At 65.4% G+C, this 24,541-nt stretch carries 24 protein-coding genes and 1 pseudogene; 13 read left to right on the top strand and 12 right to left on the bottom strand.

Annotated features, from left to right (window positions below):
• The first annotated feature begins 3 nt into the window (after nt 1-3).
• The 9 genes from CA833_RS20045 to CA833_RS20085 are packed head-to-tail and all read left to right on the top strand — an operon-like array spanning nt 4 to nt 7,186.
• Nucleotides 4-1,200: an alanine--glyoxylate aminotransferase family protein gene (locus CA833_RS20045; protein ID WP_207081234.1), complete on the top strand. Its 1,197-nt coding sequence runs from the start codon at nt 4-6 to the stop codon at nt 1,198-1,200.
• Entirely contained in the window at nt 1,197-2,084 is an 888-nt protein-coding gene (puuE, locus tag CA833_RS20050) for an allantoinase PuuE (protein ID WP_207080931.1), read from the top strand. Before CA833_RS20045 ends, puuE begins: the two co-directional genes overlap by 4 nt.
• Nucleotides 2,077-2,550, top strand: coding sequence for a 2-oxo-4-hydroxy-4-carboxy-5-ureidoimidazoline decarboxylase (gene uraD / locus CA833_RS20055; protein WP_207080932.1), 474 nt, complete (start codon nt 2,077-2,079; stop codon nt 2,548-2,550). The genes puuE and uraD overlap by 8 nt, the downstream gene beginning before the upstream one ends.
• On the top strand, nt 2,547-3,980 hold the full coding sequence (locus CA833_RS20060) for an NAD(P)-binding domain-containing protein (RefSeq protein WP_207080933.1): 1,434 nt from the start codon (nt 2,547-2,549) through the stop codon (nt 3,978-3,980). The genes uraD and CA833_RS20060 overlap by 4 nt, the downstream gene beginning before the upstream one ends.
• Nucleotides 3,977-4,306, top strand: coding sequence for a hydroxyisourate hydrolase (gene uraH, locus CA833_RS20065; protein ID WP_207080934.1), 330 nt, complete (start codon nt 3,977-3,979; stop codon nt 4,304-4,306). The genes CA833_RS20060 and uraH overlap by 4 nt, the downstream gene beginning before the upstream one ends.
• A 6-nt stretch (nt 4,307-4,312) precedes the next feature.
• Nucleotides 4,313-4,492 (top strand): alpha/beta hydrolase, encoded by a 180-nt coding sequence (locus CA833_RS20070; RefSeq protein ID WP_207080935.1) that lies wholly within the window; start codon nt 4,313-4,315, stop codon nt 4,490-4,492.
• A complete protein-coding gene (locus tag CA833_RS20075) occupies nt 4,489-5,826 on the top strand; it encodes an AtzE family amidohydrolase (RefSeq protein WP_207080936.1) in 1,338 nt (445 codons plus the stop codon). Before CA833_RS20070 ends, CA833_RS20075 begins: the two co-directional genes overlap by 4 nt.
• Nucleotides 5,823-6,203: an oxalurate catabolism protein HpxZ gene (gene hpxZ, locus CA833_RS20080; RefSeq protein ID WP_207080937.1), complete on the top strand. Its 381-nt coding sequence runs from the start codon at nt 5,823-5,825 to the stop codon at nt 6,201-6,203. Before CA833_RS20075 ends, hpxZ begins: the two co-directional genes overlap by 4 nt.
• A complete protein-coding gene (locus CA833_RS20085) occupies nt 6,200-7,186 on the top strand; it encodes a bile acid:sodium symporter family protein (RefSeq protein WP_207080938.1) in 987 nt (328 codons plus the stop codon). The genes hpxZ and CA833_RS20085 overlap by 4 nt, the downstream gene beginning before the upstream one ends.
• A 17-nt stretch (nt 7,187-7,203) precedes the next feature.
• Here CA833_RS20085 and CA833_RS20090 read toward each other — a convergent pair whose 3' ends face one another.
• Complete coding sequence (locus CA833_RS20090) at nt 7,204-7,737, bottom strand: phosphoribosyltransferase (protein WP_207080939.1); 534 nt, start codon at nt 7,735-7,737, stop codon at nt 7,204-7,206.
• A gap of 9 nt (nt 7,738-7,746) precedes the next feature.
• Nucleotides 7,747-8,700, bottom strand: coding sequence for a LysR family transcriptional regulator (locus tag CA833_RS20095; protein ID WP_207080940.1), 954 nt, complete (start codon nt 8,698-8,700; stop codon nt 7,747-7,749).
• Between the two features lie 136 nt (nt 8,701-8,836).
• Here CA833_RS20095 and CA833_RS20100 point away from each other — a divergent pair, with 136 nt between their 5' ends.
• Complete coding sequence (locus CA833_RS20100; protein WP_207080941.1) at nt 8,837-9,832, top strand: isopenicillin N synthase family oxygenase; 996 nt, start codon at nt 8,837-8,839, stop codon at nt 9,830-9,832.
• 5 nt (nt 9,833-9,837) lie between these two features.
• Here the strand turns inward: CA833_RS20100 and CA833_RS20105 are convergent.
• From CA833_RS20105 to CA833_RS20115, 3 genes and pseudogenes are all read right to left on the bottom strand, one after another.
• A pseudogene (locus CA833_RS20105) lies at nt 9,838-9,981 on the bottom strand (integrase); the annotation flags it as partial.
• A gap of 504 nt (nt 9,982-10,485) precedes the next feature.
• Nucleotides 10,486-11,679: an IS91 family transposase gene (locus CA833_RS20110; RefSeq protein WP_207080942.1), complete on the bottom strand. Its 1,194-nt coding sequence runs from the start codon at nt 11,677-11,679 to the stop codon at nt 10,486-10,488.
• 4 nt (nt 11,680-11,683) lie between these two features.
• The gene (locus CA833_RS20115; RefSeq protein WP_207080943.1) at nt 11,684-12,604 is read right to left on the bottom strand and encodes a site-specific integrase; all 921 of its coding nucleotides are present in this window, start codon (nt 12,602-12,604) and stop codon (nt 11,684-11,686) included.
• Nucleotides 12,605-13,608: 1,004 nt separating this feature from the next.
• Between CA833_RS20115 and CA833_RS20120 the strand changes: the two genes are divergently transcribed.
• Nucleotides 13,609-14,013, top strand: coding sequence for a hypothetical protein (locus CA833_RS20120; protein WP_207080944.1), 405 nt, complete (start codon nt 13,609-13,611; stop codon nt 14,011-14,013).
• Nucleotides 14,014-14,043: 30 nt separating this feature from the next.
• On the opposite strand, the gene CA833_RS20125 is transcribed toward CA833_RS20120, so the two are convergent.
• Nucleotides 14,044-15,407 (bottom strand): IS3 family transposase gene (locus CA833_RS20125; protein ID WP_207080945.1). Its coding sequence is split into 2 segments (ribosomal slippage): nt 14,044-15,057 and nt 15,060-15,407, totalling 1,362 coding nucleotides; the frame shifts between segments, so codons are not numbered across the junction.
• A 155-nt stretch (nt 15,408-15,562) separates the two neighbouring features.
• On the opposite strand from CA833_RS20125, the gene CA833_RS20130 reads away from it, so the two are divergent.
• Together CA833_RS20130 and CA833_RS20135 are read left to right on the top strand one after the other, a co-directional pair.
• Nucleotides 15,563-15,712, top strand: coding sequence for a hypothetical protein (locus CA833_RS20130; RefSeq protein WP_207080946.1), 150 nt, complete (start codon nt 15,563-15,565; stop codon nt 15,710-15,712).
• Between the two features lie 403 nt (nt 15,713-16,115).
• The gene (locus CA833_RS20135; protein WP_207080947.1) at nt 16,116-16,514 is read left to right on the top strand and encodes a hypothetical protein; all 399 of its coding nucleotides are present in this window, start codon (nt 16,116-16,118) and stop codon (nt 16,512-16,514) included.
• A gap of 2 nt (nt 16,515-16,516) precedes the next feature.
• On the opposite strand, the gene CA833_RS20140 is transcribed toward CA833_RS20135, so the two are convergent.
• From CA833_RS20140 to CA833_RS20165, 6 genes are read right to left on the bottom strand one after another with little or no spacing between them, the layout of a single operon-like run.
• Nucleotides 16,517-20,257, bottom strand: a complete 3,741-nt coding sequence (locus CA833_RS20140) for a conjugal transfer protein TraG N-terminal domain-containing protein (protein ID WP_207080948.1) — start codon at nt 20,255-20,257, stop codon at nt 16,517-16,519.
• Between the two features lie 8 nt (nt 20,258-20,265).
• Nucleotides 20,266-21,705 carry a conjugal transfer protein TraH gene (locus CA833_RS20145; RefSeq protein ID WP_207080949.1) on the bottom strand — a complete coding sequence of 480 codons (1,440 nt, stop codon included), beginning with the start codon at nt 21,703-21,705 and terminating at the stop codon, nt 20,266-20,268.
• 46 nt (nt 21,706-21,751) lie between these two features.
• Nucleotides 21,752-22,354, bottom strand: coding sequence for a hypothetical protein (locus tag CA833_RS20150; RefSeq protein WP_370584603.1), 603 nt, complete (start codon nt 22,352-22,354; stop codon nt 21,752-21,754).
• The gene (locus tag CA833_RS20155) at nt 22,351-23,238 is read right to left on the bottom strand and encodes a conjugal transfer protein TraF (RefSeq protein WP_207080950.1); all 888 of its coding nucleotides are present in this window, start codon (nt 23,236-23,238) and stop codon (nt 22,351-22,353) included. The genes CA833_RS20150 and CA833_RS20155 overlap by 4 nt, the downstream gene beginning before the upstream one ends.
• Complete coding sequence (locus CA833_RS20160; protein ID WP_207080951.1) at nt 23,235-23,831, bottom strand: S26 family signal peptidase; 597 nt, start codon at nt 23,829-23,831, stop codon at nt 23,235-23,237. The genes CA833_RS20155 and CA833_RS20160 overlap by 4 nt, the downstream gene beginning before the upstream one ends.
• Entirely contained in the window at nt 23,803-24,534 is a 732-nt protein-coding gene (locus tag CA833_RS20165) for a type-F conjugative transfer system pilin assembly protein TrbC (protein WP_207080952.1), read from the bottom strand. Before CA833_RS20165 ends, CA833_RS20160 begins: the two co-directional genes overlap by 29 nt.
• Nucleotides 24,535-24,541 lie beyond the last annotated feature (7 nt).

The raw sequence follows: 24,541 nt of genomic DNA on the forward strand, positions 1-24,541 counted from the left end.
CTGATGGGCCCCGGCCCGATCAATGCCCATCCCCGCGTGCTGCGCGCCATGTCGGCCGATCTGCTGGGCCAGTTCGACCCGGAAATGACCGCCTATATGAATGAGGTGATGGCGCTGTACCGCCCGATCTTCGGCACGCAGAACCGCCAGACCTTTCTGGTCAACGGCACGGCGCGCGCGGGCATAGAGGCGGCGCTGATCAGCATGGTCAGCCCCGGCGACACGGTGCTGGTGGTGAATTTCGGCCGTTTCGGCCTGCTGCTGACGGAGATATTGGAGCGGGTCGGCGCCCGGGTGGCGCGAGTGGATGCGCCCTGGGGCGAAGTCGTGCCGCTGGACGCGATCGGCGATGCCATCGCCCGGACCGGGCCCAAAGTCGTCGCGACCATCCATGGCGACACATCCACCACCATGGCGCAGCCGCTGGCCGGGCTGGGCGCGCTGTGCCGCGATGCGGGCGCGCTGCTCTATGTCGACGCCACCGCGACCATCGGCGGCATGGAACTGGCGGCGGACCGCTGGGGTGCGGATATCGTCACCGGCGGGTTGCAGAAATGCCTGGGCGGATCGTCCGGTTCGGCCCCCATCACCATTTCCGATCGCGCGGCGACGCATATTTACGGCCGCCGCCGCGTCGAACTGGGCCTGCGCAGCGCGGCCATTGAAGAGGGCGAGGATGAGGGCGGGGGCATCGTCATCGGGTCCAACTATTTCGATCTGGGCATGGTGATGGACTATTGGTCCGAAAAACGCTTGAATCACCATACAGAGGCGACCACCATGCTGTATGGCGCGCGCGAATGCGCTCGCATCATGCTGGAAGAGGGGCTGGAGCAGCGCTATGCCCGCCATGCGGCGGCAGGCCGCGCCATGGCGACCGGGCTGCGCGCGCTGGGGCTGACGCTGTTCGGCGACGACCGCTATCGCATGACCAATGTGACCGCGGCCCACATTCCCGAAGGCGTGGATGGAGAGCGGGTGCGCCGCCGCATGCGCGAGGATTTCGAAATAGAGATCGGCACCGCCTTCGGCCCGCTGGCGGGCAAGGTGTGGCGGTTCGGCGCGATGGGATATAATGCGCGCAAGCACAAGATACTGATAACATTGGGCGCGCTGGAGGCGGTGCTGCGGGCGGAAGGGCATGGCTGCCCCCCGGGCGAGGCGGTCGACGCCGCGCTCAACGCCTGGAACGCACGATGAGCGCGCGGGACCTGATCGGCTATGGCCAGACCCCGCCCGCCGCGCACTGGCCCGGCGGCGCGCGGATCGCGGTGCAGTTTGTCATCAATTATGAGGAAGGCGCCGAAAACAGCGTCCTGAACGGCGACCGGGGATCCGAAGCCTTTCTGTCCGACATGGTCGGCGCGGTCAGCCACGCCGACCGGGCGATGGCGATGGAAAGCCTGTATGAATATGGCAGCCGCGCCGGTTTCTGGCGCCTGCACCGGCTGTTCACGGATCGCGGCCTGCCCGTCACCGTTTTTGGCGTGGCAGCCGCGATGGCCGCCAATCCCGCCGCCGTCGACGCGATGCTGAAGGCGGACTGGGAAGTGGCCAGCCACGGCTATCGCTGGATCGATTATCAGCACATGCCGGCGGACCGGGAAGCGGAACATATCGCCCGCGCCATAGAGGTCCACACCCGCCTGACCGGGCAAAGGCCGCTCGGCTGGTATCAGGGCCGCACCTCGCCCAATACCGCCCGGCTGGTCGCGCAGGAGGGAGGGTTCCTTTATGACGCGGATTCCTACGCCGACGACCTGCCCTATTATGACCAGCGTTTCGGCCGGGCGCAGCTGATCGTGCCCTATACGCTAGACGCCAACGACATGAAGATGGTGGCGCTGAACGGCTTTACGGAAGGGGACCAGTTCTTCCGCTATCTGCGCGACACGTTCGACCAGCTGCGGGCGGAAGGTGGGCAGATGATGTCGGTCGGCCTGCATGGTCGCATCGCCGGACGGCCCGCCCGCGCCCATGCGCTGGCCCGTTTCCTGGATCATGTCCTGGCCCATGACGATGCCTGGGTCGCCCGCCGCATCGACATTGCCCGCCACTGGCTGGAGCTGCACCCCCATGACTGAAGAAAAAGCCGATTTCATCGCCCGCTATGGCGCGCTGTTCGAACATTCCCCCTGGGTGGTGGAGCGCGCCGCCGAACGCCTGCCCTTCGACGATCTGCATGCCGGGCTGATGCAGACGGTGCACGACGCCACCCGGGACGAACAACTGGCGCTGATCCGCGCCCACCCCGAACTGGCGGGGAAGGCCGCCATCGACGGGTCGCTGACCGATGCGTCCGCCGCCGAACAGGCATCGGCCGGGCTGGACCGGTTGTCGCCCGAGGAATATCGCGCCTTTCACGACCTGAACGCCCGCTATGGCGCGCGCTTCGGCTTTCCCTTCATCATCTGCGTCCGGCTGACGAACAAGGCGGGCATATTGGCGGCCATGGAACAGCGGCTGGCTCATGACGAACAAAGCGAAATCGCCACAGCCCTTGCCGAAATCGGCAAGATCGTGGCCCTGCGTCTGGAGGATCTGGCATGACATTGGCACAGCATGAGGCCCGGCTGGCCCATGATCTGGACTGTCTGGGCTTTGGCGGGGCGGACTGGACCCGCACCTCGATGTCGGACGCCGGGCAGGATGGTGCCCATATCCATGACGTGGTGATCGTCGGCGGCGGGCAGAGCGGGCTGGGCGCGGCGTTCGGCCTGCTGCGCGAACGGATTTCCAACATAGTGGTGCTGGACGAAAATCCGGCGGGGCAGGAAGGGCCGTGGGACAGCTATGCGCGGATGATGACGCTGCGCACGCCCAAGCATCTGACCGCCATCGACTATGGCATCCCCGCGCTCACCTTCCGCGCTTATTGGGAGGCGATGCACGGGCCGCAGAGCTGGGCCGCCATCGACAAGATCCCCCGGCGCGACTGGATGGACTATCTGCGCTGGTATCGCCGCGTGCTGCGCCTGCCGGTGCGCAACGACAGCCGGGTGACGCTGGTGGAGCCGGTGCGGCGCGGGCTGTTCCGCCTGTCGCTGGCCGATGGCGAAACGCTGCTGGCGCGCAAGGTCGTCATGGCCACCGGCATACAGGGCGGCGGCCAGTGGCAGATGCCCGCCATGGTGACGAAGCTGCCCGGCCACCTTTATGCCCACACCTCTCAGGCCATCGATTTCGACGCGCTGGCGGGCAGGCGGATCGCGATATTGGGCGGCGGCGCGTCGGCCTTCGATAATGCGCAACATGCCCTGTCGCTGGGCGCGGGGGAGGTGCATGTCTTCGTCCGCCGCCAGCAATTGCCCACCGTCAACCCGATCCGCTTCCTGGAGGCGAACGGCGTCATCCCGCGCTTCCCGGCGCTGGCCGACGAAGCCAAATATCGGATGATGAAGAGCTTTTTCGAACGCAACCAGCCGCCCACCAACGACACGTTCGCGCGCGCGGCCAGCCATCCCGGCTTCCATCTCCACCTGGGCTCGCCTTGGCTGGATGTGGAGGAATCTGGCGCGGGGGTGGATGTCATCACGCCGCAGGGGCGGCAGCGCTTCGACTTCCTGATCCTGTCCACCGGCCTTACCACCGACCCCGCGCTGCGCCCCGAACTGCGCCCGGTCGCGGCGGGCATCGCCCGCTGGTCGGACCGGTTCGCGCCGCAGGATCGCGACGCGGTGCTGGATGCGCACCCCTATCTGGGCACGGGGTTCCAGCTGCTGCCGCGCACGCCGCAGGATGAAGACGCGCTGCACGGCCTGTTCGCCTTCAACTATTCGGGCCTTATCAATTTCGGCCTGTCGGCATCGGCGATTTCGGGGCTGAAACATGCACTGCCCCGGCTGGTGCAGGGGGTCGCGGACCAGCTGTTCCTTGACGATCAGGGGGCGATACTGGCCGATTATTTCGCCTATGCGGAACCTGAATTTTCCGCGCAGCTGCCCACGCCCCGCGCCACGCGGACGGACGCCGCGGCATGAGCCTGTCCACCCATGTGCTCGACACCATGCACGGCCGCCCCGCTGCCGGCATGGCAATCCGCCTGATTTCGGGCGACCGGCTGCTGTTCGAAGGGCTGACCGATGCGGACGGTCGCTGCCCGGCGCTGCGCGATCTGGACCTGGCGGCCGGATCCTATCGGCTGACCTTTGCGGTGGCGGATTATTTCCGCTGGCTGGGCGTCGACCTGCCGCAGCCGCCCTTCCTCGACATCGTGCCCATCGATTTCGGCATGGGCGAAGGGGGCCATTATCATGTCCCGCTGCTAGCCTCGCCCTTTTCCTATTCCACCTATCGCGGAAGCTGAAGGTCCATGAACCCCGACACGCCCCCCTTCGCCCCCCTCTTCACGCAAACGGCCGACGTGGATCTGGCCGCCGAAATCGCGGCGCGGATCGGCATGGACCTGCCCGATGCATGCGTAGCGGGCGTGGCGGCCAATGCCCGCCTGCTGCAAGGCCATGCCGACCTGCTGCGCGGCGGGCAGGCATGACCGACCTGTCGACATGGGGCGTCGGCGCCTGCGCCGATGCGGTCCGGTCCGGGCGGCTGTCGGCGGTGGCGCTGGCGACCGCGGCGCTGGACCGCATCGCCGCGCGCAACCCGGCGATCATCGCGGTGACGCGTACCCTGCGCGACCGGGCGCTGGCGGAAGCGGCGGCGGTCGATGCGCAGCTGGCCGCCGGGCAGGATCCCGGCCCGCTCGCCGGCGTGCCTTATGGCGTCAAGGACCTGTTCGACGTCGCCGGCCTGCCGACCACGGCGGGCGCCGCACGGCTGAGGGATGCGCCGCCCGCCACCGCCGACGCCGAAGCGATCGTGCGGCTGCGCGCGGCAGGCGCGGTCTTGGTGGCGACGCTCAACATGGACGAGTTCGCTTATGGCTTCGTGACCGACAATGCGCATTGGGGCATCACCCGCAACCCGCACGATCCGGCCCGGTTCGCAGGCGGATCGTCGGGCGGGTCGGCGGCGGCGGTGGCGGCGGGCATGCTGCCGTTCGCCCTGGGGTCCGACACCAATGGATCGATCCGCATTCCGGCCAGCCTCTGCGGCATTTATGGGACGAAGCCGACCCATGACTCGCTGCCGCTGGCGGGAGCCTATCCCTTTGTCCACACGCTGGACGATATCGGCGCCTTCACGCGCAGCGCCCGGGATCTGGCGCTGGTCGACGCGGTGTTGCGCGGCGGCGCGGACGACGCCCCGCCGCTCGGCCGCCCCGCTCTGCTGGGCGGCTGGTTCGCGGCCAATCTGGCGCCCGACATGGCGGCGGCGCTGGACCGCCTTTCCGCTAGATTGGGCAGGCTGCCGGTGGTCGACCTGCCGGATGTGGCGCGGGCGCGATCGGCGGCCTTTCTGCTCACCGCTTATGAGGGCGGGCGCCTGCATCGCGACGCGCTGGCGGCCGATCCGCTGTCCTACGATCCGGCGACGCGCGACCGACTGATTGCGGGCGCGGCGCTGCCGGATGCCATATATGCGCAGGCCATGGCCTTCCGCAGCGTCTTTGCTGAGTATGTGGAGCGCGCGCTGGCTGACCATGATGTGCTGATCGCGCCGGCCACCTTCGGCCCGGCGCCGCGTATCGACGATCCCACCATCCCCATCGATGGCGCGCCGCAACCGGCCCGCGCAAATCTGGGCCTCTACACGCAGCCGATCAGCTTTCTGGGCCTGCCCGTGGTGGCCGCGCCCCTGCCGGTGGAGGGGCTGCCCATGGGGGTGCAACTGATCGCGGCGAAGGGCCGCGACAGCGCCCTGATCGATTATGCGACCCTGCTGGAGGGCAGGGGCCTGATCGCGGCAAAAGGGGAAGGACGATGACCATGAACGATGCAGGGGTTGTGGCGGAAGTGACGGCGCAGTTGGACCGCTATGAACGCGCGCTGATGGCGGACGATCTGGCAGAGATGGACGCGCTGTTCCATGACGCGCCGACCACCGTGCGCTATGGCGTGGGCGAAGTGCTGTACGGCATGGACGAGATTCGCGACTTCCGCAAAGGGCGTGGCGGTTCCCCCCCGCGCCGCGTCGGCCGGGTCGCGGTCGCTGCCTTCGGTCCTGACGCCGCCATCGCAAATATCGAATTTTTCCGCGAAGGGTCCGACCGGCGCGGCCGCCAGAGCCAGACCTGGATCCGCTTCCCGGACGGGTGGAAGATCGTGTCCGCCCATGTTTCCATCGAAGGCAGCGCCTCGTGAAAGCGCTGCTGGCACGGCTGAACATCGACAGCTATATCCTGCTGCTGCTCGGCATGGTGCTGCTGGCGTCCTTCCTGCCGGTGCGGGGGATGGCGGCGACGGTCGCGGAGGGCTGCGCCGACATCGGCATCGTCATCCTCTTCTTCATGCATGGCGCGCGCCTGTCGCGGCAGGCGGTGATCGACGGCGCGCGCCACTGGCGGCTGCACCTGACGGTGGCGCTGATTACCTTTGCGGTGTTCCCGCTGCTGGGCTTGGCCGTCCGGGCGATCCCGGGCATCGATCCCGCGCTGGGCACGGGCATGCTGTTCCTCACTCTACTGCCTTCCACCGTACAATCGTCCATCGCCTTCACCGCCATGGCGCGGGGCAATGTCGCGGCGGCGGTGTGCAGCGCCTCCTTTTCCAACCTGGCGGGCATTTTCATCACCCCGCTGATGGTCGCCTTCCTCATAACCGGGCGGCAGGGCGGCTTTTCCGGCGACGCGGTCGTGACCATCGCGGTCCAGTTGCTGCTGCCCTTTCTGGCGGGCCACTTCCTGCGGCCGTGGATCGGCGCCTGGATCGCCCGGCAAAAGAAGCTGCTGACCATGGTTGATCGCGGATCGATCCTGCTGGTGGTCTATACCGCCTTCAGCGCGGCGGTGGTGGAGGGGCTGTGGAACCGCGTCACGCCGGGCGACCTTGCCCGGATTGCGGGGCTTTCCGTGCTGTTGCTGTCGGTCGTGCTGCTGCTCAGCCATGCGCTGGGCAAATGGCTGGGCTTCAACCGGGAAGACAGTATCGTGCTGCAATTTTGCGGCTCGAAAAAGAGCCTGGCGTCGGGCGTGCCGATGGCCGGCGTGCTGTTTTCCGCGTCGCAGGTGGGCGCGATCATCCTGCCGCTGATGTTCTTTCACCAGATCCAGCTGATGGTCTGCGCCGTGCTGGCCCGCCGCTATGCCGCCGCCGATACCGGGCAGGAGGCACTGGCCGGCGTATAGCCGGCCAGTCGCGCGCCCTACAGGCTCAGCCGCTCGGGATCCTCGCGCGCATCCTGTTCCTGCATGGCGCGGGTCGCCACCGACCCCCAAGGGAAGATGAACCACCGCTTGTCGACCCGCCGGTCGATATTGCGCGACGCATGGTCCACCGTCTCGCGCGAACGGACATTGTTGATCAGCACGGCAAAGCGCACATTGTCGGCCAACCCGCCATTGTCGATCAGCAGCGACCGGAAGCGGGCGATGGTCTTGCCGCTGTCGTTGATGTCGTCGACGAACAGATATTTCTCGCCCAGCTGGGTGCAAGCGGCCAGATGGACCAGCAGCGAATCCGAAAAGGCGTGCACCTTCGAACTATGGTCGATGGACAGCATGGCAATGCCCATGCGGTGCGACAGGAATGTCGCGGGGACCAGCCCGCCCCGGCCGATGCCGACGATATAGTCGGGCACCCACGGATCCCGTTCGACCGCGCTGGCGATGGTTTCGACATCGGTCAGAAACTGGTCATAGGACATTTCGGAAAACTGGATATCTTGCGTCTGCGTCATGATGGGCTTTCAGGTGGATGATGGGGGTGCGGCCGGTTCGGCTTCGCCTGCGACTGTCGCGCATCGGGCGAGCGCCGCGTTCAGCAGGTCCACCAGCGCATGGACAGCAATGGGCGGATTGCGCGCGGACCGGACATAGATGCCCAGGTCGGCTTGAAGATAGGCGGGCCGGGCGATGGGAATATGGACCAGTTCGCCTCGCTCGATCTCATCCTCGATGCCGATCCGCGTTTGGAAGGAAATGCCCAGCCCGCGCATCGTCAGCTGCTTGGCCAGTTCGACCGAGCTGGTCTCCACCGCGCCCTGGGGTAACTTGCCCAGCGCGCGTTGCAATTGCTGGCGGATCGATAGGTCCGCTTTGGGCAGGATCAGCGAATGGGACAGGCAGGTCGCCAGCGTTAGGCGTTTGTTGCCCGCGAGCGGATGGTCGCGCCGCATGGTCGCGCCGAGCGGCAGGCGGCTGTGCGACATCTGGCGCAAGTCGGACGTCCGATCCACGCCAAAGGCGATACCCATGTCCGCATCGCCGCCGATGACCGCGGCGGAAATAGCGGCCGACCCCAGCACGCTGACCCCCACGGTAATGCGCGGATGGCGTTCGCGCAGTTGCAGCAGCACGTCGGGGAGGAGGCCCGACGTCAGTGCCTCCACCGCTGCGATCTCGAGATGGCCCGACCGTAGGCCTTGCATCGCTTCCAGCTCCGACCGTACTCGTTCGGCGTCCTGCAGCACCTCAATCGCATGGCGGGCGAATGTCGCGCCTGCATGGGTGAGTTTCAGCCCGCTGGGCAGCCGGTCGAACAGCGGCGTGCCCAGTTCATCCTCCAGCTTCAGCAATTGCCGGTTCACGGCCGAAGATGCGACGTTCAGTCGCCGTGCCGCCTCCCGAACCGAACCCGCACGGCGGATAGCGTCGAAATAAACGATCATGGGGGCATGAAAACGATGGGCGCGGTTGGACATGGCCGCTCGTGGGCCATAATCCTGATTCAGTCAACGTCCTCGTTTCGGCATCGGGGTGGGCTATAATCGATGCTTTTTTTCGAGCGACTAGACAGGAACAATGGCCGCCGATGTTTAACTCGAGTGAGGATATGAGATGACGCTGACCCTAACAGGGGATACGATTGAGCGGGACGATGCGCTGACCCTGCCGACGGTGGATATTTCCAGCCTGCTTGGTTCGGACGCAGGCGCCCGTGCCGCCGTGGTGCAGGCGATCCGCACCGCTTGCCTAGATAAGGGCTTTTTCTATTGCGTCGGCCATGGCATCGACCCGACGCTGCTGGCGCGGGTCTTCGCGCAGAGCGCGGCCTTCTTCGCTCAACCGATGGAGCGCAAGATGGAAGGGGCAATGACTCTTTCTAAAGCCAATCGCGGCTATGAACCGCTGCGTGGCCAGACGCTGGAACCGGATTCCCCGCCCGACCTCAAGGAGGGCTACTATATTGGCGCGGAAGTGGCGGCGGACGATGAACGGGCGCAGAAATTCTTCAACACCGGCCCCAATGTCTGGCCCGAAGACCTGCCCGACTTTCGCGCCACGATGGAGGAATATTATGCGACGATGCGCAACCTGATAGCAGTGCTGCTGGAAGGGCTGGCGCTGTCTCTGGGGCTGGACGCGGACTATTTCGCGGATTTCCAAGCATCCCCCATCGCGACGCTGCGGCTGCTCCATTATCCTGCGCAAGAAGCCAACCCGCATCCCGATGAAAAGGGCTGCGGCGCGCATACCGATTTCGGCGCCATCACGGTGCTGATGCAAGACGGGATCGGCGGGCTGGAAGTGTGGGACCATGACGGCGCGCGCTGGCTGGCAGCCCAGCCGCTGAACGGCTCCTTCATCATCAACCTGGGCGACATGATGGCACGCTGGACCAACGGCCGCTATCGCTCCACCATCCACCGTGTGATCAACCGGTCAGGCCGGGAACGCTATTCAGTGCCCTTCTTCTTTTCTGGCAACCCTGAACATCGGATCGCGTGCATACCATCCTGCCTATCTGCGGGCGAAACGCCACACTATGCTTCAATCACGGTCGAGGGGCATATGCGCGAACGCTATTCAGCGACTTACAAGAAGGATTTTTGATAAGCGTCTCGCAGGCGGCGGCGCTGATTGAGGTAGAACCGGATTTCCCAGATCTGTTTCGGTTTCAGGGCTCGCTTCGCACCCACGGCCCTTCCGGCGTTCCAAACCACGCGCTTAGTGACGGCGGATTCTGTTCCAAGCATTTCCATGATCGTTCTCCTATGGCCACATTGACCATCTGCAGAACGCTTGCCGATATGGATGCGCAGGAATTGCTCCAAGGCAACGCTGGACGTCGGCTCCTGGCAAGACTTGCCATTCTACACATTACCTAGGAACGGCAGAAATGTCCCAGGCTACGTCATAGCTGAAGGTCCGCTTCCAAGCGCAGCAACATCGCGATTGAACGACCGGCTTGGTGAAGGTTTTCGGGCGCTTGCGTACGAAAGCCTCCCATGCAGGAACCCGCGGGGCCGATAGGCTGGGCTATGGGGATTTGCGCTTTGGTGTGATCTGGCGGGGTGAAGTGCGCAGGTTGATGGACGCAGGACAGCAGCGCAGGGGCGGGTGTCTGGATGCGCCGGAGATGCGTTTTCCGGGCTGTCGACGTTGATACCAGGAGCGGACGTAGGCGCGGCGCGTGCCGGGGGCAGGTCGGCCCTCTGACCACCGCGCGCTCTGCGGGGCCATGGTGAGAGGCGGATCATGCCGGGTCATGCGGCGCGCTCCCGGATTGGCGGGCTGGGCCTGGGCGGCGCGCGGGGCTGGCTCCAGCGCGGGAAGGTTTCGATGACGATCATGAGCCCGCCGCAGCACGGGCATGGCGCACAGGTGTCGGGCTCGGCTTCGGGCTCTGGCGCCTCCGTCTCCGGGGTGACCGCAAGCAGGCGGCGGGCGAGCGCGAGATTGTCGTGGCGTGCGGCGCTGGCGAGCAGGCCGTAATGGCGGATGCGGTGGAAGCCGCGTGGCAGGACGTGGAGCAGGAAGCGGCGAATGAACTCGTTTGCGGTGAGCGTCATGACCCGCTGGCGATCGGGCCCATCGCGGCGATAGTCCTTGTAGCGCAAGGTCACGCCGTTCGCGTCGAAGGCGACGAGGCGCCGGTTCGAGATGGCAACGCGGTGCGTGTAGCGCGACAGGTAGGCGAGCACCGCTTCCGGCCCGGCAAAGGGCGGCTTGGCATAGACCACCCAGCGTTTCTTGCGCGCCGGGGCAAGGTGACGCTGGAAGGCCCGCCGCTCTGTCAGATCGGTCAGGGAGCCGAAGAAGGCGAGCTTGCCGGCACCGTGCAGCGCGTTCAGCCGGGTGAGGAACAGTCGCCGGAACAGCGCTCCCAGCACGCGCACCGGCAGGAGAAAGGCCGGACGCGAGGAGATCCAGCGACTTGCATCGGGCGCGATACCGCCGCCCGGCACGATCATGTGGACATGCGGATGGTGGGTCATTGCCGATCCCCAGGTGTGGAGGACGGCGGTGATCCCGATCCGGGCGCCCAGATGGCGGGGGTCGGCGGCGATGGTCAGCATCGTGTGCGCGGCCGTCTTGAACAACAGATCGTAGACCAGCGCCTTGTTCTGCCACGCGATGTCGGCGACCTCAGCGGGTAGCGTGAAGACGACATGGAAGTAGCCGACGGGAAGCAGGTCGGCCTCCCGTTCGGCCAGCCAGGTGCGCGCGGCGGCGCCCTGGCATTTTGGGCAATGCCGGTTGCGGCAGCTGTTGTAGGCGACCCGCCAGTGCCCGCAGTCCTGACAGGCCTCGACGTGTCCGCCCAGGGCTGCGGTCCGGCAGGTCTCGATCGCAGACATCACCTTGAGCTGAGTAAGGCTCAGGTGCCCGGCATGGCTCGCCCGGTAGGCCGGCCCGGCCGAACGGAAGATGTCCGCGACCTCGAGGTCGGCGCGCACCGGTTCAACCGGCGTCGGCTGACCCTGTGGGCGGCTTGCCCTCCATCAGCGCCATCAACTGGTCGAGCGGGCTCGACACGGCGTGGATCGTGCGGGTGGAGACCTTGGTGTAGAGCGCCGTGGTCTCCAGCTTGCTGTGGCCGAGCAGGACCTGGATCACGCGGATATCGACATCCTGCTCGAGCAGATGTGTGGCGAAGGAATGGCGCAGGGTGTGCGGACTGACGCGCTTGCGGATGCCCGCCACCTCGGCCGCCTCCTGAACCGCGCGGTGCAACTGCCGGGTCGAGATCGGATCAGTGACGTTCTGGCCGGGAAACAGCCAGCCATGCGCGATCAGCACCCCGCGCTTCCTGCCCTCTCGCCACCACATCCGCAGCAGTTCGAGCAGTTGGGGCGAGAGCATCGCATTGCGATCCTTGCCGCCCTTGCCCTGTTCGACGCGGATCAGCATGCGCGTGCTGTCGATATCGTCGACCTTGAGGTGGGCGACTTCCGACACGCGCAGGCCTGCGCCATAGGCCACGCCCAGCGCCGCCTTGTACTTCATGCCCGGCGCCGACTGCAGCAACCGTGCGGCTTCCTCGACGCTCAACACTTCGGGCAGCCGGGGCACGATGCGGGTGACGACCAGGGCCCGCGCCAGATCGCGGCGCTTGAGCGTGACGTTATACAGGAAGCGCAAGGCCGACACTGTGCCGTTGATGGTGCTCGGCCTGACCCCGCTCTCATGCTGCATGAGCTGAAAGCGGCGCAGATCCTCTTCCGTAGCCGTATCGGGAGGGCGCCCGAGGAAGGCTGCAAGGCGCTTCACATGGCGCACGTAGTCCTGCTGGGTGTGGGGACCGAGCCCCCGCATCATCATGTCGTGCTGCATCCGCTGGCGTAGCGGGCTGATCGGTGCGGTATTGATTGAGACAGTCATGGCAAGTTCCTCTCCGTTAAAGGAACTGCCAGCCTCTCCCCGCTAAAGGCCTACATATACCACGCTACGCCGCCCCACGCGCCCCTCCCGCGCGAGCGGGTTCGTGCAAGGGCGCGTAGCAGACACCTTCCTAATCTGAGAGCGCAATGCTCGACGGCGCATCGACGAGCCTCGAGTGCAACGGCGATTCAGTTTCGTTCGCTCTTCGGAGTCAGTCTCGATGCCGCCGCTAGGATGGCATGTGAACCGTGCGAATTGGATCCAGCAGGAAAAGGTTACCACCATTCTCTCGAACGATTATATCCAGATGCTAATGGGGCAATCTGGAACGTGAGCCCCATAGCCCAACTTGGCGAAAACCGATGAGATCACCTGTCGGAGACCTCACGGCACCCAGAAATATTGCTCAGCCGCACAACGGATTGACTTGCACCCCCACCGAACCCAGCCCTAGGCAAGGTTCCCAGACCGTGCGCGTAGTTCCTCCACGACACAGGCGGCACGCGCGGGCAGGGACCACTCGGAACGATGAATCAGCCAGAGCATGTCGACGACTCCAGGCGTGCCTTCAACTACCAGGATCTCTTCTGGGCGCCCGAAGGCGGCGCGGGCATAGCGGGGCAGCACCGTGAAGCCTCGAGGCCGCGACACAGATTGCGTTCTATGCGGGATGGCCACCTGCGATGACCGCGCTGCCGATCATGAAAAAGGTCTTCGAGGAAGCAGGCGTCTGAACCACGGTACGCGACTCTCGTATTCGGCTGCGTAGGCAGTTCGATCGCGATATCGCCGTGATCCGCCATTGCGGAGGGCCAACCCCAGGCTTTCCTGGGACTGGTACTTGGAGAACCTTTCCCGCATCAAGGAGTTTGAAGACCGCTCTATCGAAAGGTAATCTGTGCCCCAATGAATACAGGATCCCGTGTTGTACTGCTGCGATCACTTCGCCGCATGGCGAGCGAACCCTCTGCCGTCAGCGCACGTGGGTGCAATAGCGATCTGCCATGACCGCCATTGACGATGATTTCGCCAATGCAAATTTCCTGCATGGCGGCGGAGACATGGGCCAACGTATCCGCGATCACGCTTGGGCCGACACGCCACTGGGGCCGATCGCGCAATGGCCGCAGTCGCTTCGTTCGGCGCTTGGCATCTGCCTGCATTCAAGCTTTCCGACTGCGATCTACTGGAGCCCCGAGCTTCGCCTGCTTTACAACGATGCGTGGGCGCCAATCCCAGGAGATCGTCATCCGGGGGCCTTGGGCAGACCTGCGGCCGAAGTCTGGCCCGACATTTGGGAGATCATCGGCCCCCAATTCGAGCAGGTCATGGCGAATGGCGAAGGCTATTCGACGTACGACCAGCTGTCCGTCGTCAGAACATTTGGCGCAACTTGCGGCGTAAATTAGCGGAGTGCGGGCCTCATCTGGGGGTTGATGTTAGGCGGCGAGCTTGCGGTGAAGCAAGCGCCGATGCTCGATGGTCTGTCGCTTGATCCTTTCGCGCTGTTTGATGATGGCCGGAGCCCTGCCGAAGTAGACGTCGGCGGGCGTCACATTGTTCAGGCTCTCGTGGTAGCGCTGGTGGTTGTAGTGCTCGACGAAGGCCTCGATCTGGGCCTCGAGGTCGCCGGGTAGGAAGTAGTTTTCCAGCAGGATGCGGTTCTTCAGGGTCTGGTGCCAGCGTTCGATCTTGCCCTGGGTTTGCGGATGGCACGGGGCGCCGCGCACATGGCTCATCTTTCGAGCTTCGATGTATTCCGCGAGCTCCCCCGCGATGTAGCTGGGGCCATTATCCGACAGCAGCCTGGGCTTGTGCAGCACGGTGGCGTTGTCGCAGCCCGAAGCCTTGAGGGCGAGGTCCAGCGTGTCGGTGACATCCTCGGCCCGCATGTTGGTGCATAGCTTCCAGGCGATGATATAGCGCGAGAAGTCGTCGAGCACGGTTGACAGATACATCCAGCCCCACCCGATGATCTTGAAGTAGGTGAAGTCGGTCTGCCACATCTCGTTCACCCGCGTGGTCCTGGTGTGGAACTGATCGGAGGCCTTGATCACGACATAGGCCGGGCTGGTAATCAGGTCATGGGCCTTCAGCAGGCGGTAAACCGTGGCTTCCGACACGAAGTAGCGCTTCTCGTCGGTGAAGCGCACCGCCAGTTCACGCGGTGACAACTCGCTGTGATCCAGCGCCATCTCGACGATCTGCTCCTGGATGTCCTCGCTGATGCGGTTCCACACCCGGCTCGGCGCCGATGGCCGATCTTCCAGCGCCTCCGGCCCGCCTTCCAGGAAGCGGTCATACCAGCGATAGAACGTCCGGCGGGAGACGCCGAGTTGATCCAGCGTGCGCTTGGCGGGCAAGTGCGACTGCTCGACGATCCGGATGATCTCGAGCTTCTCGGATGCGGGATACCTCATTCTTCGTCGCCCCCATCCGCGATCATGCTTTTTTTGAGCAACCGGTTTTCCAGCGTCAGGTCGGCCACGCATTCCTTCAGGGCACGGGCTTCGCGGCGCAGATCCTGCACCTCCCCGGTGGTCGCGGCACGGGCGGTGTCACCAGCCAAGCGCCGTTTGCCTGCCTCCATGAATTCCTTCGACCAGGTGTAATACAGACTCTGCGCGATGCCTTCCTTGCGGCACAGCTCGGCAATGCTGTCGTCGCCGCGCAGGCCTTCCAGTACGATCCGGATCTTGTCCTCGGCCGAGAAATGGCGTCGGGTCTGACGCCGGATGTCCTTCACTACCGCTTCCGCCGAAGCCTTCGTCGGCGATTTTCTTAAGGAGGGTTTGGGCTTCATCTTCGTTCCTTCGTCACTACGAAGAAGCCCAAACCCTCCTTAACTTACAACCTCAAATCTGTGCCATTGGCGCTGACGACGGACATTGTCGTGGACTGCTTTCACTTCAGCTACTCAAAATTTCGCGCTCGGCAAACATCCGTGCAGGAAAACCCATGCCGTACGACATTGATCTGCATTTCGTCTGGCTCGCAGGCGCGCATAGTGCCCTTGCCGCGATGAGTCATCATGACCGACCGGCCTTCGTCGCTGAACCGGGCAAAATCAGCGTTACACAGCGCTTCCGCCCATCCCCTACCTCCTGACAAGCAGCAACCGACCCTCCTGTTAGTGCATGCACCTAGCCCCATTAGGGCTGCTCCGGCGAATTATCCTTCTGTTCCCTCTGCCGGTTTCGCTCTTCGTGCAGTTCCCGCGCGATCTGGCGGCCAAGAAGCTCTGCCAGACGCATGATGGCGGCCTCGGCTCGCGGCGACAGAGCGGGGCCAGGGTCTGACCGCTTGCCCTTCGTCACAGTGACCTCCGGGGCGGCAGCGGCCATCTCGCCTGAAAATCAATCGGTGAGCATCGGCGTGGAGTGTGGGGAGGGAGGAAGGTGGGGTGGGGAAAGGCGGCGATGGTTCGCCTCGTCTTTTCCCTCGACCCACCGCGCCAGGTTTCTCTGCTGTGGGAACCTGTGCTATTCTCCTCTTCGGAAAGGCTCTGCACATGCAGGATGTTGATCACGTAGAACCGGCAGAAGAGGCGCCCCCACCATCGCCGCGCGCGGCCGATTGGTTCTGGCGCCCCTGGTACGCCAAGCTCTACCTGACCCTCGCGCTGCTTTACTGGATCGGCCTCGAGCTGATGATCACCATCCCCTATGACCGGCTGAACATCTATCTCGCCAACACGATGGTCCTGCTGATCTTCGTGTTCAATCCCGTCACGGTGGTTGCGGTCCTGGGATATGGCTTCCTTAAAGCCAAGGTTGAATGCGGCGAATGGACGACGATCGCTAGCCAGCCTCTGCAACCTCCCAAATCGCTGATCGACCCCTATACGGATTCGTTCGATCTGCGGTCCGGTTTGAAGCATCTCCGCCATATTGGTGCGATCAAAGACTAGCCTCATTTGTCCCGCCGACTTTTGAAGCTTGATTCCCCATCGGCCCAACCATCGTCCCGGTCTGACATTAATCGACCCGACTTTAGGATCGAAGATTGTTCCAGCGAGGTGATTGGGCCAGTAACATCGACTGTGCCACGACCGGAATCCGCCTGCTCCAGATACCGATTCCGCAACCCATCATTACCCAGAACTCTCTGGCTCAATTCCCGAGCAAATGCTTCTTCAGGTCTTGATGACTTGGCCGCAGTTCGTTCTGCTCCCGCGATCGCCTCACGAACATCATAGTTTACGATATCGATTGAGGATTGTGCGGCAACGGAGAACCCCCCGCGGTCCGTAATCTCCGCGCCCAAGCTGGCAGCAGCAGTCCCCGAGACACTGCCACTCTTCCCGGCTTTACCGTCTTTGTCCTCTGCGCTTCCGGCGCTACGAGACGCTGAAGCAGTAATGTGGCCCGACAAGCTTTGGCTATCTACTGTGGAATGCTCCGCCGAACGTGACAGCGACCTTTGCCACCCCGTCTGCGCGATGATCGCGGTGACGTCGCGTTCCAGCGTATCGGCCACCTGGGGCTTCAGCCGCCAGTTGCCGCGCCGGTCCATCTCGAACCCGCCACGCAGCCAGTTGGCCATGGCGGCTTGCCCTTCCTTGCCGCTGCCCAGGAAGTGCTCGATCGTGTCGGGCCCTGCCTGCTTGCCGGCCTCGAAGCGCGTGCTGGTGTCATTGCGCGCGGACTGGCTGAACCCGGTACTGCTGGAAACGAGCAGATCGTTGTGCGCAAAACTGAAGCGCGCATGCCCGCCATTGGCGATGGCGCCGAGCTGGCTCTCGTTGATGAGACCGCCGCGCCACATCTGCGCCGCGAGTTCCGGCGTCAGATTAAGACTGAGGTCTCCATTCTGGTCCATGGCGATCTGGCGCTTCGACATTGCGACACCATGCGCGCGCAGCAGCGCCTGGGTGCGAGTAAGACGCTCCCGCTCGACAATCCCGGTCAGGCGCTCGTTTCGCGCGCGATCGGCGATACCTTCCGCGCCGCCCTCGGCCATGTCGACCTGGTTACCGGCGGTACCGGCAAGCGCGCGGATGAAGGAATCGAGACGCGCGGCTTCTCGCACGGAAACGCCCGCAGCCGCCGCTCCCCCAGCAAAGCCGGCATTGTCCGCCTGCCGCCGCTGTTCGCCGATCTGCGCATTGCTGCGAACCCCTTCGGGCCCGATCTCGCGCTGCGCGTCGAGCTTGCCCGACCGCTCGGCGAAGTCGTAGCCCGCGGCTTCGCGCGTGCGCCCATAGACACTCGTGCCCTCGCGGGCGGCCTCGGCGCTCGCACCATCGGCCGTTCCGACCTGGACCGCGGCATTGTAGTTTTCCAGCGCGCGCAGCACCTGCGCTTCGCTCCGCCCGGTCGCGCGGGAAAGCTGGCTGATCGCGCTCGATCGCGCCTCGCCCGAAAGGGCGTTGATGAAGCCGATGCGGCGACTGGTCTCGGTGACGGAGAGGCCGAGCGTGGCGGCTGCCTGGCGCTGGCCCTGGTTGCCGCCGGTCCGATGCGCCTGCTCGGTCGCGACATTGCCGCGCTCGACGGCAGCGACCCTGTCGCCTGCATAGTCGCGCCGACCCTCCATCGCGCCCACCTGCGTCTCAGCCGCAGTCAGGTCGTTGCGCAGCATCTGCTCCTGGTCGAACGCGTTGGCGGTCAGCTTGGCGAAGGTCGGATCGGCGCCTGCCTGCGCGATCACGGTGGAGGCCTTCAGCGCCGCATCCTTCGCGTCATAGCCGCTGCGCTCAAAGTGCCGCTGCGCGCCCGACTGCATCATGTCGTAAACGCGTTGATCGCCGAACGCCTTCCACTGGACCATGTTCTGCGCGAAGGTCGCGAAAGCCCGCTCGCCCGATTGGCCTTCCCCGAAATACGTCGTGCCCAGCTTGCGCAAGGCATCGCCCTGGGCGAAGTTATGGATCGCCGATGTGGCGGCGTTGGCGCGAACGGCGCGGGCCGTCGCCGGATCGCTGAGGTCCCGCCCGGCGAGAGCAGGGGAGAGACCACCCAGCTCGCGCGCGGCGTCGGTCCGGCCAAGACCGAACGCGGCGGTGCCGCTTGCGCCCCCGCCCTGTTCGCCGAGCACGGTGCCGGAGGAGGCGAATGCCCGGTCGAGACCGAAACTGCTTCGCTCGCCGAAGTCGCCGAACCCGGAGGACGCCGATCGCCGCGCAGCGGTGCCGCTCGCCGAAGCCTGGGCTTCAAGCGCCGAGGCGTAGCCCTCGTTGGTCCCGACCGTGGCGGCTGCCATGCTGCCCTGGCCCTGGACCCCGAGCATGCCCGAGGTGAAGGCGGTGAACATGTTCCCCGAGAAGCGGAACACCGTGAACACGAACGCGCCCGCCAGGCCAGCAGCAGCGGTGCGGAACGAGCCGAAGATGGCGAGCGCCTTCATCGCCGATGATGGCGCCAGGATCCAGCTGTCGGCGGCAACGCTGGTCGCGCGCAGCTCGGCCAGCACGTCCATCGCCCGGCCCAGGGTAAGCTGGTAGATGCCGGCATCGATCACGCCCCACAGCGCGACGAAGACGAACAGGCCGAGCGCGAAGCTCGCGACCCTGAGGTTGATCGGCGTCAGGATGAAGAGGAGCGCGATCGGCATCATCATCAGCATGATCGCGAAGACCGAGGCGCGGATGGTCGGCATCCACTCGTTGGCCGTAGAGAGCGTGGCGAGGCCATTGGACTCAATCGCGCGGTTCGCCATCACCCGTGCGGTCGCCGCCGGCGAATCCTCGAAGAGCACGTCGCCGACGGTCTGGCCGAGCAGGATGTTGGTGAGGAACTTCTGCCGGTTCATCGACTGGCCCAGCATCATATCGCCCAGGCCGTCGATCTGCTGGCGGCAGCGATCGCGCTGCGCCGTCTGGGTCACGTCGAAACCGGTGCGCGCGCAGACCTGATCGCTGTAGGCATCGAACAGCGTGGAATCCGACAGACGCTCGGAAATGTGGTTCCATGCCGCCTCGCAGCTCACCGTCGTCCCCGCCTTGTCACTCGCCGTGAACACCGTCGAAAAGGTCGCAGGGCCTGCCATCGCCGCGAAGGACGCAGGAAGATCGGTGGAGGTTCGGAAGAGTTGATCGTCGTCGACACCGTAGGCCGGGGAGACGCGCGCCACAGGATAGCACTGGCGCACATAGTCCTTCACCGTCGCATCGAGGAAGGTATCGACCATCGGGCTGCGCGGAGACACCGCGTTCAGGAACAGGTCGAATGCGTGACCACCCGCTCCGAACTCGAGCTTGGCATTGGGATCGGTGGTGTTGTCGTCGATCGTCTCGGCAAGCGCCCGCTCCATCAGGTTGGTGACGCCCGCGACCAGCACGATGAGATTGGGGACATCGCCCACCGGCTGGTAGGCGTTGCGCACCCGGTCGTAGACATGGACCGTGCCGGTCGTGGCGATCATCCCGGCGAACAGGCCGATGCCGACGAGCATCTGGAAGCCGAAGGCGACGAGACCCATGCCCGAGCCCCGGATGCTCGCGATCACCGCGCCGAAGGCGATGCCCGCCACCGCGATGATCACCACCAGCGTCTCGTAGCGCGGATCGCCGAAGATCATCGCGATCAGGTGAAACGCATCGACGGTCTCGGAAAAGCCGTCCCAGGTGTAATAGCTGGAATCGATCGCCAGCGCCGGCGTCGCGACAAGCGAGCCGGCGAGGGCAATCAGCAGGCGAAGAATGGAGCGCATGGCGGGCCTCACCGGTTACGATTGGCGTTGGCGCCCGCGGCATCGCGGGCGTCGCGGTCACGCTGGCGCACGACCCCGGCATAGCTGGCGGAGAGGTTCGCCTGGTTCATCGCGGCCATGTAGGACTGGCGCATCTGCGCACGCTGGCGCAGAACTTCGTCCCGGAGCTCGCGAAGCTGCTCGATGCCTTTGGTCAGGATGCGGGTCTGGCACACGTTCGTATTCGCCGAGTCCGCCGCGCTCGCTGTGGTGACGCCGCGCTCGGCGTTCTGGAGGGCGAAGTCGATCGAGCGGGTGAGGTCGTTGAGCATCTGGTAGGCGAGGGTGAGCGCCACCAGTTCGTCGGTGTCGGCGATCACGCTGTCGGTCAGGCCTTGGCGCACGCCCCATTCGAGCAGGCGATAGACCGGCAGGGTCCGCACGTTGGCGACGAACTGCTTCTCCTCGGTGGTCAGCGCCGAGCGGGTGCGGATCTTGGCGGCGACCGATTCCATCTTCTCGCGCGCCAGCACCAGAGCGCCGCGCCCGGCGCCGTTCACCGAGCAGTCCGAGGCAGTGGCGGGAATGTTGAGCGCACGGGTCGGTACACGCCCGGTCAGGAAATCGTCGGCGCTTTCGGTGTCCTGGTGCGGGCAGGCGGGGATGGCCGAGAAGATCGGTACCTTGTCGTTCGCATCCCAGCGCATGTAGACGTCGCCCACCCTGGCCCGCATGACGCCCGCCCAATCCGAAGCGCCGACCCGGGCGGCGGCATGCGCGAGCAGCGAGCCGGTCTTGAAGATCTCGGTGACCTCGGCCGGGCAATTCTCGAGCGCGTCCTTCAGGTCCTCGGTCGGATTGCCCTTGTTCGCCTGGATCTTCTCGCGGCTCTGCTGCCAGCTGTTGGCATAACCCTCGCGGATCGACTTGTAGCCGGTCATCTCCTCGAGGATCCCCGACATGTTGTCGTCGCCCTTGGCGATCTGCACCATCCGGTTGGCGAGGCGGCAGTCATTCACCTGGATCGAGTTCAGGTAATTGGTCGCCGCCTCCATCTTCGAGATGATGTTACCCATCTTCTCGTCGAGGGTTTCCAGGAGATACTGGAAGGCGACCGCGGGCGCGGCCTGGAGGATCGTCTCCAGTTTCTCGACGAGATATTCCGGATCGAGGAACGACATACCGCCGAGGAACATGTCGATGCCGCCGCAGCCCGCCTTCACCTTGGGCAGCGTCAGGCTCATGAGATAGTCGTCATGGACATCGACCCGGCCCGACATCCCGCCCGCGGTCACATAGCCGCGGGTCTGGTCCTCGAAGCTTCCCGGCGACGTGTAGGTGACATTGTCGAACCAGCTCTCCGCCCAGCTCTGCGCATGGGCGGGGACCGCGTGGCCGCACGACGCGACCACCAGGAAGAGTACGAAGGCCGGAGCACGACGGTTCAGGCGGCGTGGATTACATTCCATGGCGGGCATCCCGGTGCAGTGGAAAGGTGACGCAGCCCCGCCATGATCAGCGTCCCTTCGGGTTGGAGGAGGCCGGCGCCCTCACGCCGACGATCCCGGTGAATTTGGACATGGCGCGTACGCCGACGGCGGTCCGCGCCCCGGTCAGCATCCGGGCCGCGAGCCAGGCGTTACGCGCGATGTTGGGTGCATGGTCCGTACCGATGGCGATGGGCACCATGCGGTTCGGGTCCGTGGCCGCGCGAACCCAAGCGACCGGGCTGCCAACCCAGGGAAGTCCCAGACGCCCTGAGCGCAGCATCGCCTCCTCGGCGCCGATGGTCCGCACCTGCCAGCCATAGCGGGCGCGGAATGCGAGCAGCTTCGACCAGAGATCGGCACAGGGCAGGCAACCGGGTGCGGTGCTCATCTCGATCACATAGAGCGAGGCCTGGCCGCGCAGCATGGTCTCGAAGTCGGGAGGAAAGGCGCGCGTCACCGGAACGCGCGATAGCCACAGTCGAATGTCGGCGGCGGTCGATACCGGGTGAATGGCAGCCCGCCTGGCGATGTCCCTGTTCGCCTGCTGCGCGGCACCTTGGTTCGCCGCGCACAACCCTACGCCAATAAGCAGGGCGTATCCAAGGCGCACACTCCGCAAGCAAGTCATGGCCGCGGTTCCCGTGTATCGACGAGATCGCCGCCGATCACGCGCGGATCGGTCGAGGAGACCGGGCCATTGGCGAGCGCATCGAAGAAGCCGTCCTCCTCGCCCGCCGCGGTCAGCCACTGCTCGGGCCGGATATCGCCGCTGAGCAGCCGCACGGCCTGGTAGGCCATCTGCGCGATGTTGGGGTAGGTCTCGACCCCGGCGGCGATGACCATGCGCTGGGCGCTGTTCCGGCGAATGACCATGGTGGTTGGCGTCACCTCCACCCCGAAGCGCTGCCCAAGCTCAGGCTTGCGGTCGAGATCCAGGAGGCTCACCTGCCAGCCCATCTCGTCCTGGAAGCGCTGGACGATCGGCCACTGCACGCGGCAGTAGCCGCAGGATGCGCGCGCGAACATGACCAGCGCGAATTCGCCCGCTTTCGAGCGCAGATACTGGCGGCGCAGCTGGTCCTTCTGCGCGCCGAGCACATCGCGCGCCTCGCCGACCATCGGGTTCGCCGCCCTCGCATTGAGCTCGGGATGCGTGAGCATGGCGAGCTGGGTGACGCCTGCGAAGGCGCGAGCCTTGCGCCGCGCAAAATCCTGCAGCCGCCAGAAGTCCGATACGGCCTCGACGGTAAGCACGGTCGCGGCATAGTCGCGCTGCTGTTCGATCAGCGTGCGGATCTTCGGCGGCGTCCAGGTCGCCAGCTCCGCCATCGGCGGGATCACCGGTTTCACCAGCGCGTCGGGATCGGGCTTCTCCTCCACAACCTTGGCCGGGGCCTGATACCACCAGTAGCCGCGTGCTCCGCTTTCCATGGTGGCAGGGTCGTTTGCCTGGGCCAACGCTGCCTGGGTGGGGAGCAACAGGGCTGCGACGAGGGTCAAGCGCCGCCTCACAGCAGCTTCTCCATCCGCGTCAGACGATCGATTGCGACCGGCCCGTAATAGCGGCTGTCATATCCATCGGGATGTTTCGAGCCGACGAAGATCATGCCCTCGGGAATCTGCGTGATGCCCGGGTGCCAGTGCGTCAGCGCCTTGCCGCCGCGGCCGACCGGCTTGCTGACGCCCAGCAGGCGGCCGTTGCAATAGTACCAGCCATTGCCGGGCTGTCCGAAAAGGCCTGCCTTCTCGATCATGACGATCCGCTCGCCCGGCATGCACAGCGCATATTTGGTGACATTGACGGGCCTGGGACCAGCCACGGGGTCCGACAGCATGAACGACACGAGATCGCCGCGCCCGATCGGGCCGGGCGCGCGATGCACCACCCAGGCATCGATCGACGGGGTCATCACCAGCGTCATATGGGGCATCGCCCACCATGCGAAGAGGCCGATCGGGAGGACGATGCCGTAGGCCTTGAACAGCTGCGCGGGCCGCGCGGGCTGGCCAAGGCCACTGGCGCCGAGCGCCACGGCTGCGCGCAGCGGCAGATCCATGGCCTCGCGCCAGAGCCGCTTACCGGCGCGCCAGGCGAGCGAGAGCATCCCGCACCTCCTTTCCGCCGCCGAGGCGGCCATATTCCTCGAGCAGCCCGGTAAGCGCCGCGTCGCCGAACACGAGATGCGGCGCGCGCAGGAGCACTTCGTCGCGCTCGCAATAGGGCTGGGTAGGATCGCCGGGCACCATCGCCAGCGCGGGCACCCGGGTGACGCCATGCTGGCGGAAGACCAGCGGATCGACGATCAGCTGCACATCGCGCATGGCGCAGGCGGGACCGTCGCAGCCCGGATCGATGCGCAGGATCGCCGCCGACAGTTTCGCCATCGGCGCGACCTTCCGCATCCCGCCGGGCATTCCCCGAAACGCCATGACGCCGCCGGCCAGCTCGAGTTGGCCCGCGTAGGTCCGCAGCGTCGCGACCGGCATCGCGGACGACACGAACAGCACCGGCACCCAGCGCTTCTCACTACCAGCGGAGACCACGCCGGCCAGCGCCGCGGCTTCGGGCTGTTCCAGTCCCAGCGCCTGCGCGACCCGGCGACTGGCCGCTTCGCGCTCGGCGGCGAGCGCTTCGCCGGCTGCGGCGACATCCGCCTCCGCGCGTTTGACCACGGCGGGATCCGTCCTGCGGCGGCGCATCCCCTCGAACGCGCGGCGCTGCGTGGCCGTGTCCGGCTTCGCGGGCAGAACCGGTGAGGGGACGGTTGTGGCTTTCGCCTTGCCGGCGGCGCGTTTCACGCGTTCCATCGCTTCC

The sequence above is a fragment of the Novosphingobium sp. KA1 genome (assembly GCF_017309955.1).
Taxonomy (GTDB): domain Bacteria; phylum Pseudomonadota; class Alphaproteobacteria; order Sphingomonadales; family Sphingomonadaceae; genus Novosphingobium.